Consider the following 17,348-nt stretch of genomic DNA (forward strand, 5'->3'; position numbering starts at 1 on the left):
CTCAGCGGGCGGGGAACTGCCGCTCGGGCTGGCCGACGTACAGCTGCTGCGGGCGGCCGATCTTGGTGGCGCCGTCGAGCTGCATCTCGCGCCAGTGCGCGATCCAGCCGGGCAGGCGGCCGATCGCGAACAGCACGGTGAACATGCGGGTCGGGAAGCCCATGGCCTTGTAGATGACGCCGGTGTAGAAGTCGACGTTCGGGTAGAGGCGACGCTCGCGGAAGTAGTCGTCCTCGAGCGCGATCTGCTCGAGCTCCTTCGCGATGTCGAGCAGCGGGTCGCTCACGCCGAGGCCGGCGAGCACGGCGTCGGCGCTCTCCTTGACGAGCTTCGCGCGCGGGTCGTAGTTCTTGTACACCCGGTGGCCGAAGCCCATCAGGCGCACGCCCTCCTCCTTGCGCTTGACGCGCTCGACGAATGCGCGCACGCCCTCGCCGGAGTCCCTGATGCCCGCGAGCATCTCGAGGACGGCCTCGTTGGCGCCGCCGTGGAGGGGGCCGTAGAGGGCGTTGATGCCGGCCGAGACGGAGGCGTACAGGTTCGCGCCGGTGGAGCCGACGAGGCGCACCGTGGAGGTGGAGGCGTTCTGCTCGTGGTCCTCGTGCAGGATGAGGAGCCGGTCGAGCGCGGCCGCCACGGTCGGGTCGATCTCGTACGGCTCGGCGAGGATGCCGAAGTTCAGCTTGAGGAAGTTGTCGATGTACGACAGCGAGTTGTCGGGGTACAGGAACGCCTGGCCGAGCGACTTCTTGTGCGCGTATGCGGCGATGACCGGCAGCTTCGCGAGCAGGCGCACGGTGGTGAGCTCGACCTGCTCGGGGTCGTTGGGGTCGGACGAGTCCTCGTAGTACGTCGAGAGCGCGGAGACCGCGCTGGAGAGCACCGACATCGGGTGCGCCGTGTGCGGCAGCGCCGAGAAGAACCGCTTGAGGTCCTCGTGCAGCAGCGTGTGGCGGCGGATGCGCTCGTCGAAGCCGGCGAGCTCGTCGGCGGTCGGCAGGTCGCCGTAGATGAGCAGCCACGCGACCTCGAGGAAGGTGGACTGCTGCGCGAGCTGCTCGATCGGGTAGCCGCGATAGCGCAGGATGCCCTGCGCGCCGTCGATGTAGGTGACCGAGGACCGCGTGGCCGCGGTGTTCGCGAAGCCGTAGTCGAGCGTGGTCAGGCCCGTCTGCTTCATGAACGTCGAGATGTCGACGCTCGACGCGCCCTCGACCGACGGAACGACCGGGAAGCTCGCCGTCCCTCCCGGGTAGGTCAGCGTCGCCTGCTGCGGCTCGCCACTCGTTCGCGTCTCGACGTCGCCCACGGCGCCTCCTGTGATCCGGGTGTGTCTCGGGGGAATGGTGCTTGCGTCCCGCGCCGGTTCGCGGCCGGGACCCGCATACAGCCTAGACGTGCGCGCGACCTACTGTCGCATCCGCCAACGATCCCCGTGGACGACTGCACGAAACCACGAAAGGCGAGGGTGCGGATGCCCCGAGCAGGCTCAGGCCGCCGCGGCCAGGCGCGCCGCCGCCTCGGCGACCCGCTCGTCGGTTGCAGTGAGCGAGAGCCGCACGTGCTCGGGGAAGTGCGGGCCGTAGAAGTGCCCGGGACCGGCGACGATGCCGAGTGCGGCGAGTCGATCGATGCTCTCCCACGCGTCGCGTCCCTCGGTCGCCCAGAGGTAGAGCCCCGCCTCGCTGTGGTCGATGCGGAACCCGGCGCCCGTGAGCGCGGGCACGAGCACGTCGCGCCGGGCGCGATAGCGGGCCTTCTGCGCGGCCACGTGCGCGTCGTCGGCGAGCGCGGCGACCATCGCGGCCTGCAGCGGCGCGGGCGGCATGAGTCCGGCGTGCTTGCGGACGTTCAGCAGCCGGGAGATGCGCGTGCGGCAGCCCGCGACGAACGCGCCGCGGTAGCCGGCCATGTTCGACTGCTTGCTGAGCGAGTACACGGCGAGGGTGTCGGTGCGCGTGTCGCCGATCACCCGCGGGTCGAGGATGCTCGGCACCCGCTCCGCGTCCCACGGCGCGTCCCAGCCGAGCTCGGCGTAGCACTCGTCGTTCACGACGACGGCGCCGAGCTCGCGGGCACGCGCGTGCGCGGCGCGGAGCGCATCGATGTCGAGCACCCGCCCGTCGGGGTTGCCGGGGCTGTTGAGCCAGACGAGTGCGGTCTCGGCGGGCCACTCGGCGGGGTCGTCGGATGCCAGCGCGTCGGCGCCCGCGAAGGTGGCGCCCACCGCATACGTCGGGTACGCCGCGCGCGGGTGCACCACGACGTCGCCCGCGCCGATGCCGAGCATGAACGGCAGCATGGCGACGAGCTCCTTCGAGCCGATCGTCGGCAGCACGTGGTCGGCCGTGAGGCCCGTGACGCCGCGGCGCCGGGCGAACCACTCGACGATCGCCGCCCGCAACTCCGGGGTGCCGGTCGTCGTGGGGTATGCGTGGGCATCGGTGGCCTCGCGCAACGCGTCGCGGACCACGTCGGGCGTGGGGTCGACGGGCGAGCCGATCGACAGGTCGACGGTGCCGCCCGGGTGCCGTGCCGCACGCTCGCGGTACGGCGTCATGAGGTCCCAGGGGTAGTCGGGGAGCTCGCCGAGCGCCACGGTCAGTGCGCCTGCGGCGGCAGCGCGGCGACGACCGGGTGGTCCTTCGCGATCACGCCGACCTTGGCCGCCCCGCCGGGCGAGCCGATGTCGTCGAAGAACTCGACGTTGGCCTTGTAGTAGTCGGCCCACTGGTCGGGCAGGTCGTCCTCGTAGTAGATCGCCTCGACCGGGCACACCGGCTCGCACGCGCCGCAGTCGACGCATTCGTCCGGGTGGATGTAGAGCGAACGCTCCCCCTCGTAGATGCAGTCGACGGGACACTCGTCGATGCAGGCGCGGTCTTTGACGTCGACGCACGGGAGGGCGATGACATAGGTCACGGTGTTCGCGTTCCCTTCGGTAGGCGGGCCCAGCCAGTCTACGCGTCGGGGCTGCGCCCGATGACGCCGGGTGTCGTGTCTAGGAGTCGGCGCGGCGCGGCTGCGGCAGCGTCGGCCAGGCGACGACGAGCACCGAGATGAGCGTCGGACCCACCGCCCAGACGGTCCCCGCGAGCCCCTCGGAGATCAGCAGCGTTCCGCCCCCCTGCGGGAGCGAGAGCAGCGAGACGACGCCCACGAGGCCGAACGCGCCCGCGAACGCGACCCACCGATCGCGTGTCACGAGGCGGAGTCCGGCGAGCAGCGCGGCCGCCCCGACGAGCGCGACCACGATGCCCCAGGGCAGGTCGACGTCGCCGACGGTCCACGCGGAGCGATGCCCCAGCGTGCCCAGCACGCCGTAGAGCGCGCCCGCGACGAGCGCGCCGGCCATCACGCCGACGCGGCGGAGCCCCGGCGTCACTGGCCCGCGGGCACGACGACGTACACGATGCCCTCGCTCGCTGCGGTCACGAAGACGTCGAACCGGGGGTTGCTGAAGGCCACCACGCCCGAGCCGCCGGTCTCGGCGAGAGCGGTGTCCTCCTGGAATCCGGCGGCCGCGAGCTGCTGACGGGCCTGCTCGAGCGGGTCGGACGACTCCGGCCGGATCGTGACCGCCCAACCCGAGTCGTCCTGGACGGTGCCGGATGCCCCGAAGAGCACCTCGCCCTCGACGACCGGCACCTCGGCCGGCCACCCCGCCGGCATCTCGCCGACCCCGACCGCGCCGCCCGTGGCACCCTCGATGGCTTCCTCGACGCCGCGGTTCACGATCTGCTCGAGCGGATTGCCGAAGCATCCGGTGAGGCCGACGGCCAGGGCGACTGATACGGCGACGGCGGAGAGCGTACGGGCTGCGATGGGCATGGCACCAATTATCGCCGGTTCGCGACCGCCCGCATCGGGGGCATCCACGAGTCGCCCCACCGGTGCGCGTGGAGGGCGTCGGTCGCGTACGGTGGGTGCGACCTGCCGACGACGCGAGGAGCACCCGCATGGACGACCAGCCCGTGATCACGACGACCTGGGACGGACCGATCGCGACCGTGACGATCGATCGCCCCGCGGCCCTCAACGCCCTCTCGCGGCGCGTGCTCGAGGAGCTCGGGTCGGCGTTCGACCGGCTCGACGAGGCGGGCACCGACCTGCGCGGCGTCGTGCTGATCGGCGCGGGCGGGCGCGCGTTCGTCGCGGGAGCCGACATCCGCGAGCTGGCGGACCTCGATGCCGAGGGCGCCGCGGCGATGGGCAGGCTCGGGCACGAGACGGTCGCCCGCATCGAGGCGCTCGGCGCGCCGGTCATCGCGTGCGTCGACGGCTACGCGCTCGGTGGCGGACTCGAGCTCGCCCTCGCCTGCGACATGGTCTACGCGTCGGCGCAGGCGAGGTTCGGCCTGCCGGAGGTGTCGCTCGGCGTCATCCCGGGCTTCGGCGGCACCGTGCGCCTGCCGCGCGCCGTGGGTCTGGCGCGGGCCAAGGAGCTCATCTACTCGGGGCGGACGATCGACGCGGCCGAGGCCGAGCGCATCGGCCTGGTGTCGCGCGTCGAGGCCGATCGCGAGACGCTGGTCGCCGCGGCCCGTGCGACGCTCGACGAGATCGGCACGCGGTCGCCGGCCGCGGTGGCGCTGGCGAAGTCGGTGCTGGTCGAGGCCACCGGGCGCCCGACCGACGCCGCGACGACGCTCGAGGTGGACGGGTTCTCGCGCGCCTTCGGCACCCGGGACATGCGCGAGGGCACGCGCGCGTTCCTCGACAAGCGGAAGCCGGAGTTCACGGGTCGCTGACGCGAATCGCCCGGCGCCGCCCGCGAGGCCGCGAACGGCGCAGGCGCCCGCCGCCCGTCCGCGCGTCGCGTGCGCGCTCGTCGTGCGACGGCGCGGGGGTCAGCCGTTGACGTGCGAGGCGAGCCAGGCGTAGCCGTCGAAACGCGAGCCGTCGGTGTAGTACATCTCGAGGTGCAGGTGCGGTCCGGTGGACTGTCCGGTCGAGCCAACGCGGCCGATCGTCTGTCCTGCGGTGACGTGCTGGCCGACCGAGACGGAGATCGAACCGGCCTGCATGTGGGCGTAGAGGCTCGTCACGAGGCGTCCGCCGATGTTGTGCTGCACCTCGACGTAGTTGCCGAGGCCGCCGCCGCCGGCGGTCGCGGTGACGACCACGCCGTCGGCGATCGAGCCGATGGCCGTGCCCGCGCCCGGGTTGAAGTCGATGCCGTCGTGGAAGGTCGAGCAGCCGGCGCAGGGCGCGACGCGGTAGCCGAAGCCGTCGCTGATCTTCGAGTGGTTGGGGAACGGCCAGACGACCGTGTCGACGTCGGCGAGGGCGGTGACGCCGACGCCGGCGACCGAGGTGTACAGGGGCGGCGGTGCCGCCTCGACGTCGTACGAGCCGGACTCGATCGGCGCGATCTCCGAGGCGCCGACCACGATGGTCTGCGGGTCCTCGGCGGGCGCCTGGTCGTAGACGCTGGCCGCGTACGCCTGGTCGTCCGAGGAGGTCAGCGCGGCCGCGGGGAGCGTCGTCGAGACGGCGAGCGCACCCACGAAGAGGAAGCCGAACCCGCTGGTCACCGTGCGCAGTCGTGCCTTCCGCGCGCGGTACTCCTCCAGCGTGAGCGAACGGCTCGGCCGGGCGCCCCAGGCGTTCCAGGCGACGGAGGCGTCGCGGAGGGCGCGGCGGAGTGCGTCGGGAAGACGCGGGGTGCGCTGCGTGCTGCGTCCGCGACGGGGGCCGACGGCGCGGCGACGCGGGGCGGCACGGCGGCCGGAGGGGGTACGGGGCATGTCTGGGGGAACTTACGCGTGAAAGTAACGGTCTGGTAACGGTCGTTGGACGACCCGACGTACGTTACGTGACCGAACCTGAAAGAACGCTCGGTATTCGGCGGGCGGATGCCCGCAGGCGGGCGTCGCCCGACCGCATCCGCTCGCCCCGACCGCGCCCGCGGCCGGGACGCCCCCGTGCGGGCTACGCCTGCTTCTTGAGCCGCGAGGCCGCACGCGCACGGGCGGTGGCGTCGAGCTCGACCTTGCGGATGCGCACCTTCTCGGGCGTGACCTCGACGCACTCGTCCTCGCGGGCGAACTCCAGGCACTCCTCGAGCGAGAGCTGCCGAGACGGCGTCATCGACTCGAACGTGTCGGCGGTCGAGGAGCGCATGTTCGTGAGCTTCTTCTCCTTGGTGATGTTCACGTCCATGTCGTCGTTGCGCGAGTTCTCGCCGATGACCATGCCCTCGTACACCTCCTCCGTGGGGTTCACGAAGAACGTCATGCGCTCCTGCAGGGCGATGATCGCGAACGGCGTCACCACGCCCGAGCGGTCGGCGACGATCGAGCCGTTGTTGCGGGTCGTGATGACACCGGCCCACTCGTCGTAGCCGTGCGAGATCGCGTTGGCGATGCCCGTGCCGCGCGTGATGGTGAGGAACTCGGTGCGGAAGCCGATGAGGCCGCGGCTCGGCACGACGAACTCCATGCGCACCCAGCCGGTGCCGTGGTTCGTCATGTTCTCCATGCGGCCCTTGCGTGCGGCGAGCAGCTGCGTGATCGCGCCGAGGTACTCCTCGGGGGCGTCGATCGTGAGGTGCTCGTAGGGCTCGTGCACCTTGCCGTCGACGGTGCGGGTGACCACCTGCGGCTTGCCGACGGTGAGCTCGAAGCCCTCGCGGCGCATCTGCTCGACGAGGATCGCCAGCGCCAGCTCGCCGCGGCCCTGCACCTCCCACGCGTCGGGCTTGCCGATGTCGAGCACATTGAGCGAGACGTTGCCGATGAGCTCGCGATCGAGGCGGTCCTTCACCATGCGCGCGGTGAGCTTGTGGCCCTTGACCTTGCCGACGAGCGGCGAGGTGTTGGTGCCGATCGTCATCGAGATCGCCGGGTCGTCGACGTGGATCGCCTCGAGCGGACGCACGTCGTCGGGGTCGGCGAGCGTCTCGCCGATGGTGATCTCCTCGATGCCCGCGACCGCGATGATGTCGCCGGGGCCGGCCTCCTCGGCCGGGTGGCGCTCGAGCGCCTTGGTCTTCAGCAGCTCGGTGATGCGCACGTTCGAGTGCGTGCCGTCCTTGCGCACCCACGCGACCGTCTGGCCCTTGCGGATGGTGCCGTTGAACACGCGCAGCAGCGCGAGGCGGCCGAGGAACGGCGAGGCGTCGAGGTTCGTGACCCACGCCTGCAGCGGCGCCTCGTCGTCGTAGGTCGGCGCCGGGATGTGGGTGAGGATCGCCTCGAACAGCGGCTCGAGGTCGTCGGAGTCGGGCAGCGCGCCGTCGGCCGGCTTCGTGGTCGACGCGCGGCCGGCCTTGCCGGAGGCGTAGACGACCGGCACGTCGAGGATCGCGTCGAGGTCGAGGTCGGGCACGTCGTCCGACAGGTCGGAGGCCAGGCCGAGCAGGAGGTCCTGGCTCTCGGCGACGACCTCGTCGATGCGGGCGTCGGGCCGGTCGGTCTTGTTCACCAGCAGGATCACCGGCAGGCGCGCCTCGAGCGCCTTGCGCAGCACGAAGCGGGTCTGCGGCAGCGGTCCCTCGCTCGCGTCGACCAGCAGCACGACGCCGTCGACCATCGAGAGGCCGCGCTCGACCTCGCCGCCGAAGTCGGCGTGGCCGGGGGTGTCGATCACGTTGATCGTGACCGGGCCGCCGGTCGCGTGGGGCCCCGCGTACTCCACCGCCGTGTTCTTGGCGAGGATCGTGATGCCCTTCTCGCGCTCGAGCTCGTTCGAGTCCATCGCGCGATCGTCCACGTGCGCGTGCTCCGCGAAGGAGTGCGTCTGCTTGAGCATGGCGTCGACGAGCGTGGTCTTGCCGTGGTCGACGTGGGCGACGATCGCGACGTTGCGCACGTCGGAGCGAGTGGCGGTTGCCATGGAGAAGTCCTTGTAAGTATGGGAGAACGCCGGGAAGCCGACAGGACAGCCTATCGCAGCCCCGTGACCGGGCCTCGCAGGGTGCCGTCGTGGAGCTCCAGCACCCGGTCGGCCCGCTCCACGATCGACGGGTCGTGCGTCGACAGCAGCACCGCGAGCCCGTCGTCGTGCGCGATCGACGCGATCAGCTCGACCATCGCGGCGGCCGTCGTCGAGTCGAGCTGGCCGGTCGGCTCGTCGGCGAGCAGGATGCGCGGGCGACCCGCGAGCGAACGCGCGATGCCCACGCGCTGCTGCTGCCCGCCCGACAGCTCCGCGGGGCGCTGCGAGGCGTGGCCGGCCAGGCCCACCCGGTCGAGCAGCATGCCGACGCGATCGGTGCGCTCGGAGGCATCCGCCCCCTGGATGCGCAGCGGGAGCTCGACGTTCTCCTGCGCCGAGAGCGCGCCGATCAGTCCGAACGACTGGAACACGAACCCGACCTCGTCGCGGCGGATGCGGTCGAGCTCGGACTCGCCCGCGGTCGTCAGGTCGACGCCACCGACGCGCACCGTGCCCGTCGTGGGCGGCTGGATGCCGCCGAGCACGTGCAGCAGCGTCGTCTTGCCCGCACCCGACGGGCCGACGAGCACCACGAACTCGCCGGGCGAGAGGGTGAGGGATGCGTCGGCCAGCGCGGTCACGTCGCCCGCCGGCGTGCGATGGACGACCGAGATGCCCTCCGCCTCGAGCACGTGCTCAGCCACGGTCGCCTCCCTGCTCGTCGTCGCCTTCGGTCTGATCGGATGCCTCGTGCGGTTCGACCGGCGCAGCATCGGCGCTCCCCGGCTCGGGGGCGCCCCGGTGGCCCGGCCAGACCCCCACGTGGTCGGCCTCGAGCCGCAGCCGCACGCGTTCGCGCAGCGACAGCCGGGCCAGGTAGTCGTCGGGCAGCTGGAGCCGGCCCACGCGGTCGAGCACCGCGAACTCCTCGGCCATGGCGTGCTCGCGCCCCTCGTCGTCGGTGTGGGTCCAGCGCAGCACCTCGGTCGAGGTGCGGCCGTCGCGGATCTGCACGGTGCGCTGCACGTGCTCCGACACGGTCGGGTCGTGGGTGACGATGAGTGCCGTGGTGCCGAGCTCGCGGTTCACGGTCTCGAACGTCTCGAGCACCTCGACCGAGGCGTGCTCGTCGAGGTCGCCGGTGGGTTCGTCGGCGAGCAGCACGCGGGGGTCGTTCGCGAGCGCGACCGCGATCGCCACGCGCTGCTGCTGGCCGCCCGAGAGCTCGGCCGGACGGCGGCCCGCGAGGTCGGCCACGCCGGCGAGCTCGAGCAGCTCGCGCGCCCGTTCGGGGTGCTTCCGGTCGCCGCCGATGGCGCGGGCGAGCTGCACGTTCTCGAGCGCGGTCAGGTAGGGCAGGAGGTTCCGCGCGGTCTGCTGCCAGACGAAGCCGACGACCTCACGCCGGTAGCGCACGCGCTCCCGGTTCGACAGCGACGGCAGGTCGCGGCCCGCGACGGTCGCCTTGCCCGCGGTGGGCGCATCGAGCGCCGACAGGATCGACAGCAGCGTCGACTTTCCGGAGCCGGACGCGCCGACCAGCGCGACGAGCTCGCCGCGGTCGACGAGGAGGTCGAGGCCCTGGAGGGCCTGCACCTCGATGTCGGCGACCGTGAAGATGCGCACGAGCCCGTGGCACTCGATGTCGGGGCCGGTGTCGGCGATGGACGTGGTGGTCATCGGTCCTCCTCGGTTCGGAGCACGGTGGCGATGGAGGTGGTGCGCGCGGTCACGACGCCGACGACGACCGCGAGGGCGAGCGCTGCGGCGACGGCCGCGACGAGCGCGCCGGTCAGCACGGGGTCGACGGCGATGCCCGGCTGCACCGACCCGCCGGTGAACGGTCGCAGGTCGACCGCGACGACGACGAGCCAGGGCAGCACGGCGCCGAGGATCGTGCCGCCGACGAGCGCGGTCGCGCCGAGCGGTGCGAACTCCCACCCGACGATGCCCCGCGCCTGGCGGCGGTCGAGTCCCATGGTGCGCAGCAGCGCGATGGTGCGTGAGCGGGCGTCGCGAGAGACGCCCGCGACGAGCAGCACGGCGATCATCGAGAGCACGACGGCGAGGCCGAGGGCCAGGAGCAGCGCGACCCGCAGCGCGGTCACCGCGGGCGAGCCCTGGATGCGGGTCGTGCGCTCGTCGAGGCGCTCGACGGCGTGCGGGCCGCCGATGGTCTCGGAGACGGCCGCGGCGACCGCACCGGCATCCGCACCGTCGGCGACGTCGATCAGCAGCACCTGGGGGAAGAAGCCGAGCGCCGTCACCGCGCGATAGTCCTCGGCGTCGACCAGCAGCCACTCGGCGGGCGTGTTCTCGCCGGCGATGCGGGCGATCTCGCCGACGACCTCGACCTCGGTGTACGCGACCGTGATGGTGCCCTCGCCCACGGCCTCGACGAGCGAGGGCGACGCGAGCGCCTGCACCTGCTCGTCACCGGGCGCGAGGTCGACGAACCGGAAGCCCTCGCCGAGCCCCGACTGCACGGCGGCGAGCCGCTCGGTCTCGGTCGCCACCACGATCGCGGGCGAGCCGCCGTCGGGCCCGTCGACCGGGGCGCGGTCGCCCACGAGCAGGCCGACGGCGTCCTCGACGCCGTCGATCGCGCGGATCGCCTCGGTGCGCCCGGCGTCGAAGAACGGGCCCGAGACGCGGATGTCGGCGCCCACCTGCCGCTCGGCCGCCTGCTGCGCGCCGCCGTCGACGGTCGCGAGCACGAGCGACGAGAACACCGCGACCGCGACGGCCACGAGCATCGCGAGCACGGCGGTCGTGCCGGCGGCGGGGTCGCGCAGGGTTCGTGCGGCGCCGACGAGCGCGACGACGCCCCGGCCGCGGGTGGCGCGCCGCAGCACGGCCGCGATGGGCAGCGGATGCAACCGAACGACGATGAGCGCCAGCGCGACGGTCGCGAGCAGCGGCGCCGCCACGACCAGCGGGTCGACGCCGCCCGTCGACGGGCCGATGCCGCGCACCACGAGCAGGGTGACCGCGATCGCCGCGACGAGCAGCACGGCGCCCTCGATGATGCGCCGCGCCCGACCGCGCACCGGCGCATCGAGGTCGGCGCGGCCGGGTGCGAGCGACGCGGGGCGCAGCGCACCCGCGAGCGCGACGGCGGGCACGAAGCCGACGAGCGCCGCGATCGCGGTGCCGAGCCGGCCGGCGTCGGTCGGCACCGTGACGACCGCGGCCGCGGCCGCGACGACGGCGACCGGCACGCCGAGGATGAGCCCCTCCAGCGCGAGCAGGCGGCGCAGCAGCCCGATCGGTGCGCCGCGCGCGGCGAGCAGGGCGAGGTCGCCGCGGCGGCGACGCACGACGAGCGACGCGGCGAGCACGACCAGCGCGACGCTCACCGCGATCGGGCCGACCGCCGCGACCGTGAGGATCGCGCTGGCGGAGTGCGAGCGGGCGACCGCCGTGGCGAGCACGTCGACGACCGTGCTGGAGAATCGCATGCGCGCATCGCCGCTCTCATCCATGCGCTCGGACTGCGCCGTCGCGCCGCGCATCGCGGCGAGCAGCTCCGTCGGGTCCTGCTCGGCCGCGGCATCGGCGTCGAGCGGTATCCACGCGGTGGTCTGCGGCTGGTAGTGCAGTCGGCCGGGCAGCTCGTGCCAGCCGGCGGCGTCGACGAACGCGGCCGCGGTGGCGCTCGGGCGACGGTTGCCGTCGTCGAAGATCGCCGCCTCGAGCGGGTTGGGCAGGTGCTGCCAGCGGTCGGCGTCGGGGTCGACCGCCTCGACGAGGCCCACGAGCCGCACGGGCTCGCCGGGCGGGTCGTTCGGGCCGAGGTTCCCCGGCATCGTGCGCAGCTCGCCCAGCGGCCACGCCATCGTCTCCGCGGCGTCGCGGGCCAGCACGATCTCGAGCTCGCCGGCGCCGTCGTAGGTCGCCGGCCACTCCCCCTCGACGAGCTCGAGCTCGCTGCGCATGCGCACGTCGGCGAGCAGCTGCACGACGCCGGTCGGGGCGGTGGCGGGCAACTCCTCGGGCTCGGCGACGATCGGCACCTCGTAGACGGCGAACTCCGGATCGCCGAGCAGCGGCGCGAGCGCGGGGTCGACGCCGGACACGACCTCGGCCAGCCGTTCGCCGAACGCGCCGAACGCGGCATCCGCCCCCTCGTCCCAGCCCTCGACGACTGCGGGGTCGGTGGCGGCGCCGGGCAGCGGGTCGACGAGCATGCGGCCGGTGAGGTCGCGGCCGGTCGGCGCGACCTGGTCGACCTGGTAGGCGACCTCATCGCGGATCACGCCCGCCAGCGCGCGCGGCGCGGCGGCGACCACGAACGCGACGAGCGCCGTGAGCGCCACGATCACGAGCGCCGCGCTGCGGGGCGTGGCGAAGCGGCGGCGGGTCAGCCGCGCGATGCCCGGGGACCTCGTCATTCGTCCTCCCGGAGCACGGGGGCGAGCGCGGCGGGGGCGCGCACGGTCGCGGCGATCAGGATGCTCGCTGCCAGCAGCGCGCCGACCGCGGCGGCGAGCACCAGCGGGTCGAGGTCGAGCACGACGGGGAACGTGTCGGGCAGGTCGACGTACGCCCCGCGCACGAGCGCGGGAACGACGACCCACGCCGTCGCGAGGCCCGCGGCGACGCCACCGACGGCGCCCAGCACGAGGGTGGAGACCTCCTCGAGCGTGCGCACGCGGGCCGCGCCTCGACGACCGAGGCCGAGCACGGCGAGCACGGCGAGCTCGCGCGTGTCCTGCCGCGTGCGGGTGCGCCGCAGCACGAGCACGACGAGGGCGAGCACGGTCGCGGCGGCGGCCGCGAGCACGAAGGCGATCGCGGTGCGCTCTGCGTCGGCTGCCGCGAGGGGGTCGGCGGCGTCGACGGATGCCGCGGGGAACGCCTCCTCGACCGCGAGCGCGACCTCCGCTGCATCCGTCGTGCCGAACCAGACCTCGGTCGGCTCGAGCGGCACCGCTGCCGAGAGCGACGCGGTGACCAGGTCGGTCAGGATGCCCTGTCCGTCGGGAGCGCCGGGCAGCAGCGGGATGACGTCGACGACCTCGAAGTCGATCGTGGCGTTCATGGTGGGGATGCGCAGCGAGAGCTCGTCGCCGGTCTCGGCGCCCATCGCGGCGGCGACCTGCTCGGTGAACACCGCGGGCACGCGCGTCGGCGCACCGGCGGGGACTGCACGCACCGCCTCGGTCGAGGGGCCGGAGGGCGACGGCACACCCACCCGGATGCCGTCGCCGTACGCCTGGATCGACCCGTCGCCGCCGGGTGCGAGCTCGAGCGCGGTGAGATCGACCGGCTGCCCGTCCGCGCGTACGACGAGGTCGACCGGCGCGCCAGCAGGAGCCCCGATCCCGTACTCCTCGGCGTGGCCCACGCGCAGCTCCACGATCGTCCACGGGCCGCCTGCAGGCAGTTCGAGCTCGGTCGTCGAATCCATGAGCCGCTCGAACGAGACCAGTTGGTTGCCGTCGTCGTCGGCGCCGAGCTCCACGATCTCCACGTTGGTCGCCGCGAGCTGCGCGAAGCGTCCCTCGGCGTCGGCGAGGATGAAGCCCGCGGTCATGGCGGGCGGCGGGCCGGGGAACGTGGTGCCGTCGGACTGCTGGTACTCCCCCTCGGGCACGTGCAGCTCGACCGTGAACGACCGGGTGCCGTCCGGGAGGGCGACGCCCGCGGGGCCGTCGCCGCCCTGGCCCAGCGCCTCCGCAAGGGCCTGGGGGTCGATCGTGCCGTCGGCGTCGGCGAGCACGTCGCCGAGCTGTGCCGCCTGCACGGGCAGTACGGGGATGGTGCCGTCGCTCCCCCGCACCTCGAGCGGGCGCACCGCCATGGCCGCGTCGGCGCCGGCGACGTCGGCGACGTCGCCCGCGGCCACGCCGTCAGGCAGCTCGACGCGCACGTCGGCGCCGACCCGCACGTCCTCGGGTGCCTGGCCGAGCGCCTCGATGCTGCCGCGGTAGGCGACCGCGAGCGTCACCGCGCCCGCGGCGAGCACGACGACCGCGATGGTGACCGCGTGTCGTGCGGGCCGTCGAGAGGCGAGACGCAGCGGGGTCACGGGGCTTGCACCGCGGCCTCCGGCGAACGCGGCCGCGACCGCGCGTGCGACCGGGGCGGCCACCGCGACCGCGACCAGGCCCGCGAGCGCGAGCACGAGCGCCGGCGCGATCGCGACGATGGGGTCGACGCCTCGGGAGCCGTCGCCGCGCACGACCACCGCGCTGCCCGCCTGCACGAACTGCCAGACGGCGACGCCCGTGACGATCGCCACGAGCACCGCGGCGCCGATCAGGGCCGTGCCGTCGGCCCGCGCCGACGTGCGGTCGGCGCCGCGGAACGTGCCGATCACCACCGCGGCGACGGCGACGAGGACGACGGCTGCGGCCGCGGCGACCGCCGGCCAGACGCCGATGACGACCCCGCCCGCGACCGCCGCCACGACGGTGCCACCCACAGCGCCGGCGAGTGCTCCGAGCGTCGCGACCACCGTCGCCTCCGACGCGGCGATGCCGATGAGCCGACGGCGCGACGCGCCCCGTGCACGCTGGAGGCGCGTCTCGGTGGTGCGCACCCGCACGACCTCGAGCGCCACCGCAGCGACGGCGACCGCGGCGACGAGCCCCGTGATGCCGACGGCCACTGCGGTCGGGCCGCGCCGCGACTCCAGGCCCGGCAGCAGCTCGAGGAGCGTGCGGCGCAGGCCGCCGGAGACCTGCACCTGCGGCCCGCCCGCATCGGCCACGGCGTCGTCGAGGTCGCCGAGTCCTGCGGCGAGGGCCGCTGCAGCGTCGGCCGTGAAGCGCACGGGGTCGGGCGTCAGCACGATGGTTCGGCCGTCGACCTCGATCGCGAGGCCACCCGGCGCGCCGAGCGCGCCGAGCGCGTCACGCACCGCGGGTACGGCGTTGGCAGGCTCGCCAGTCTCGGGGCGCACGACCACGCGATCGCCGTCGCCCGGCGCCGCGGCGACGGCCGCCAGCGCGGCACGCGATTCCACGACGGCGATCGCGCCGACGAGCCCCGCGAGGGTCGCCGCTGCGACCGCGGTCGTGACCGCGAGCGCGACGAGCACGGGCAGGGCGGCGCGGGCGCGCGCCAGGAGGAACCGCGCGTTCCCGCGCCCCTGAGTACTCGGCCCCGTCACGTCCGGATCGTGGGTGCGCTCAGCCGAGCGTGGTCCGGCGCCGCTCGCGGCGCTCGCGCTGCTCCATCGGGTCGGGCACGGGCACGGCCGCGATCAGGCGCTGCGTGTACGGATCCTTCGGGTTGCGGAGGATCTGGTCGCGCGTGCCCTGCTCGACGAGCTTGCCGTTGTGCATCACCGCGATGCGGTCGGCCAGCTGGTCGACGACGCCGAGGTCGTGCGTGACGAAGAGGCATCCGAACCCGAGGTCCTGCTGCAGCGACGTGAACAGGTCGAGCACGCGAGCCTGGACCGACACGTCGAGCGCACTGGTCGGCTCGTCGGCGACGAGCAGCTTCGGCTTCAGCGCGAGCGCGCGGGCGATGCCGATGCGCTGGCGCTGGCCGCCCGAGAGCTCGTGCGGGTAGCGGTTGCGCATCGAACGCGGCAGCTCGACCGCGTCGAGCAGCTCCTCGACGCGCGCGTTGACCTTCTTCTTGTCGGTCTCACCGGCGAGGATGAGCGGCTCCGCGATCGATTCGCCGACCGGGATGCGCGGGTTCAGCGACGAGCCCGGGTCCTGGAAGACGATGCCGATGTCCTTGCGGATCTCGCGCAGCTCCTTCGGACCGACCCCGACGATGTCGTGGCCCGCCACCGTCATCTCGCCCGAGTGCACGGGCAGGAGGCCCACCGCGGCACGGCCGATCGTGGTCTTGCCCGAGCCCGACTCGCCCACGAGGCCGACGACCTCGCCGCGGCGGATCTCGAGGTCGACGCCGTCGACGGCGCGGAACGCCGGCACGCGACCGCGCTTCGGGTACTCCAGCACGACGTCGCGCAGGTGCAGCACCGACTCCGACTCGATGCGCTCGGCGACCTCGGCCTCGTCGGTCGAGACGGTGCCGAGGTGGGGCACGGCGGCGAGCAGCGCCTGCGTGTACGGGTGCTTCGGCGCCTTGAAGACGTCCACGACGCTGCCGTTCTCGACGACGGCGCCGTCCTTCATGACGATCACCTGGTCGGCGAGGTCGGCGACGACGCCCATGTCGTGCGTGATGAGCACGATCGCCGAGCCGAGCTCGGTGTGCAGGCGCCGCATCAGGTCGAGGATCTCGGCCTGCACGGTCACGTCGAGCGCCGTCGTCGGCTCGTCGGCGATGAGCAGCTTCGGGTCGTTCGCCATCGACTGTGCGATCATCGCGCGCTGGCGCTGGCCGCCCGAGAGCTGGTGCGGGAACGAATCGAACGCCTTCTGCGGGTCGGGCATCTCGACCTGGGTCAGCAGCTCGATGGCCCGCTCGGATGCCTGCTTGCGGCGCATGTTCGGGTGGTGGACCTGGAGCGCCTCGACGATCTGGTACCCGACGGTGTAGACGGGGTTCAGGGCCGTCATCGGCTCCTGGAAGATGACCGCGATGCCCTGGCCCCGCACCTTGCGGAGCTTCGACACGGGGGCGCCGATCAGCTCCTCGCCCGACAGCTTCGCGCTGCCGGTCGCACGGCCGTTGCCGGGCAGCAGCCCGAGCACGCCCATCGAGCTCGTGGACTTGCCCGAGCCGGACTCGCCGACGATGGCGAGCACGTCCCCGGGGTTCAGCGTGTAGTTGATCCCGCGCGCGGCGGACACCCACTCGCCCTCGACCCAGAAGTCGATGCCGAGGTCGCGCACTTCGAGGACCGGTGCGGTCCGGGTCTGCGTCTCGTTCACTGGAGGTGGCCTTTCGGGGTGGTTCCCGTCGCGTCTGCGACGATGGTGTGGTGTCCGAGGTACATGTCTTCCGCCCCCGGTTCGGTCGATGGCTCGCGGGAGCCGTCTTCGTCGCGTGCGGGGTGGGCTTCGTCGCGGCGTTCATGGGCGCGCCCGGCGACCTGTTCGCCTACACGCCCATGCTCGCCCTGCTCGCCTTCGCCGCGTGGGCGGCCTACTGGCGCCCCTCGGTGCGCATCGACGACGAGGGCGTCGAGGTGGCGAACGTGTTCCGCACCACCCGCGTGCCGTGGGGCCAGATCCGTCGCATCGACACGCGCTACGCGCTGATGCTCGAGACGACCCACGGTCGCCTCAGCGCCTGGGCGGCGCCGGCGCCCGGCCGCTACTCGCTGCTCTTCGCGCAGCGCGAGCACGGCACCCACCTGCCGGAGTCGAGCTACGTCGCCGGAACGGTGCGCCCGGGCGACCTCGTCTCGAGCGACTCGGGTGCCGCGGCGTACCTGGTGCGCCGCCGCTGGGAGGAACTGCGCGACAGCGACCGGTTGGTCGACGACGGCAGCCCCCGCGACGTGCGCTGGCACGTCGCGACGATCGCGGGATTCGCGGTGCTGATCCTCGCGACCGTGCTCGGCGTCGTGGTCTAGCAGCATCGCC

At 73.4% G+C, this 17,348-nt stretch carries 14 protein-coding genes; 2 read left to right on the top strand and 12 right to left on the bottom strand.

The window, feature by feature from the left end; translation table 11 throughout:
• Window position 1: 1 nt before the first annotated feature.
• From ABZK10_RS16435 to ABZK10_RS16455, 5 genes are all read right to left on the bottom strand, one after another.
• Window positions 2-1,309, bottom strand: a complete 1,308-nt coding sequence (locus ABZK10_RS16435; protein ID WP_353810361.1) for a citrate synthase — start codon at window positions 1,307-1,309, stop codon at window positions 2-4.
• Window positions 1,310-1,489: 180 nt separating this feature from the next.
• Window positions 1,490-2,599: a succinyldiaminopimelate transaminase gene (dapC, locus tag ABZK10_RS16440; RefSeq protein ID WP_353810362.1), complete on the bottom strand. Its 1,110-nt coding sequence runs from the start codon at window positions 2,597-2,599 to the stop codon at window positions 1,490-1,492.
• A 2-nt stretch (window positions 2,600-2,601) separates the two neighbouring features.
• On the bottom strand, window positions 2,602-2,922 hold the full coding sequence (fdxA, locus tag ABZK10_RS16445) for a ferredoxin (protein ID WP_281885769.1): 321 nt from the start codon (window positions 2,920-2,922) through the stop codon (window positions 2,602-2,604).
• Window positions 2,923-3,001: 79 nt separating this feature from the next.
• Window positions 3,002-3,355: a hypothetical protein gene (locus ABZK10_RS16450; RefSeq protein ID WP_353810363.1), complete on the bottom strand. Its 354-nt coding sequence runs from the start codon at window positions 3,353-3,355 to the stop codon at window positions 3,002-3,004.
• A gap of 26 nt (window positions 3,356-3,381) precedes the next feature.
• Window positions 3,382-3,831: a hypothetical protein gene (locus tag ABZK10_RS16455; RefSeq protein WP_353810364.1), complete on the bottom strand. Its 450-nt coding sequence runs from the start codon at window positions 3,829-3,831 to the stop codon at window positions 3,382-3,384.
• Window positions 3,832-3,959: 128 nt separating this feature from the next.
• Here ABZK10_RS16455 and ABZK10_RS16460 point away from each other — a divergent pair, with 128 nt between their 5' ends.
• Window positions 3,960-4,751, top strand: coding sequence for an enoyl-CoA hydratase/isomerase family protein (locus ABZK10_RS16460; RefSeq protein ID WP_353810365.1), 792 nt, complete (start codon window positions 3,960-3,962; stop codon window positions 4,749-4,751).
• A 99-nt stretch (window positions 4,752-4,850) separates the two neighbouring features.
• Here the strand turns inward: ABZK10_RS16460 and ABZK10_RS16465 are convergent, their stop codons facing one another.
• The 7 genes from ABZK10_RS16465 to ABZK10_RS16495 form a co-directional block, all read right to left on the bottom strand.
• Window positions 4,851-5,750 carry a M23 family metallopeptidase gene (locus tag ABZK10_RS16465; RefSeq protein ID WP_353810366.1) on the bottom strand — a complete coding sequence of 300 codons (900 nt, stop codon included), beginning with the start codon at window positions 5,748-5,750 and terminating at the stop codon, window positions 4,851-4,853.
• Between the two features lie 184 nt (window positions 5,751-5,934).
• Window positions 5,935-7,839 (bottom strand): translational GTPase TypA, encoded by a 1,905-nt coding sequence (gene typA / locus ABZK10_RS16470; RefSeq protein ID WP_353810367.1) that lies wholly within the window; start codon window positions 7,837-7,839, stop codon window positions 5,935-5,937.
• 50 nt (window positions 7,840-7,889) lie between these two features.
• The gene (locus ABZK10_RS16475; RefSeq protein WP_353810368.1) at window positions 7,890-8,585 is read right to left on the bottom strand and encodes an ABC transporter ATP-binding protein; all 696 of its coding nucleotides are present in this window, start codon (window positions 8,583-8,585) and stop codon (window positions 7,890-7,892) included.
• Entirely contained in the window at window positions 8,578-9,561 is a 984-nt protein-coding gene (locus tag ABZK10_RS16480; protein WP_353810369.1) for an ABC transporter ATP-binding protein, read from the bottom strand. Before ABZK10_RS16480 ends, ABZK10_RS16475 begins: the two co-directional genes overlap by 8 nt.
• Complete coding sequence (locus ABZK10_RS16485; RefSeq protein WP_353810370.1) at window positions 9,558-12,275, bottom strand: FtsX-like permease family protein; 2,718 nt, start codon at window positions 12,273-12,275, stop codon at window positions 9,558-9,560. The genes ABZK10_RS16480 and ABZK10_RS16485 overlap by 4 nt, the downstream gene beginning before the upstream one ends.
• Entirely contained in the window at window positions 12,272-15,001 is a 2,730-nt protein-coding gene (locus ABZK10_RS16490; RefSeq protein WP_353810371.1) for an FtsX-like permease family protein, read from the bottom strand. Before ABZK10_RS16490 ends, ABZK10_RS16485 begins: the two co-directional genes overlap by 4 nt.
• Window positions 15,002-15,020: 19 nt before the next feature.
• A complete protein-coding gene (locus ABZK10_RS16495) occupies window positions 15,021-16,691 on the bottom strand; it encodes an ABC transporter ATP-binding protein (protein ID WP_353810372.1) in 1,671 nt (556 codons plus the stop codon).
• Between the two features lie 50 nt (window positions 16,692-16,741).
• Between ABZK10_RS16495 and ABZK10_RS16500 the strand changes: the two genes are divergently transcribed.
• Window positions 16,742-17,338, top strand: coding sequence for a PH domain-containing protein (locus tag ABZK10_RS16500; RefSeq protein ID WP_353810373.1), 597 nt, complete (start codon window positions 16,742-16,744; stop codon window positions 17,336-17,338).
• Window positions 17,339-17,348 lie beyond the last annotated feature (10 nt).

Origin of the sequence: Agromyces sp. SYSU T00194, from assembly GCF_040496035.1 — a bacterium.
Lineage (GTDB): Bacteria > Actinomycetota > Actinomycetes > Actinomycetales > Microbacteriaceae > Agromyces > Agromyces chitinivorans.

Bases quoted from the DNA above. Each gene is read 5' to 3' on its own strand.
- ABZK10_RS16450 (WP_353810363.1), bottom strand. From the start codon at position 3,355: ATGGCCGGCGCGCTCGTCGCGGGCGCGCTCTACGGCGTGCTGGGCACG.
- ABZK10_RS16455 (WP_353810364.1), bottom strand. From the start codon at position 3,831: ATGCCCATCGCAGCCCGTACGCTCTCCGCCGTCGCCGTATCAGTCGCC.
- ABZK10_RS16460 (WP_353810365.1), top strand. From the start codon at position 3,960: ATGGACGACCAGCCCGTGATCACGACGACCTGGGACGGACCGATCGCG.
- ABZK10_RS16465 (WP_353810366.1), bottom strand. From the start codon at position 5,750: ATGCCCCGTACCCCCTCCGGCCGCCGTGCCGCCCCGCGTCGCCGCGCC.
- typA (WP_353810367.1), bottom strand. From the start codon at position 7,839: ATGGCAACCGCCACTCGCTCCGACGTGCGCAACGTCGCGATCGTCGCC.
- ABZK10_RS16480 (WP_353810369.1), bottom strand. From the start codon at position 9,561: ATGACCACCACGTCCATCGCCGACACCGGCCCCGACATCGAGTGCCAC.
- ABZK10_RS16485 (WP_353810370.1), bottom strand. From the start codon at position 12,275: ATGACGAGGTCCCCGGGCATCGCGCGGCTGACCCGCCGCCGCTTCGCC.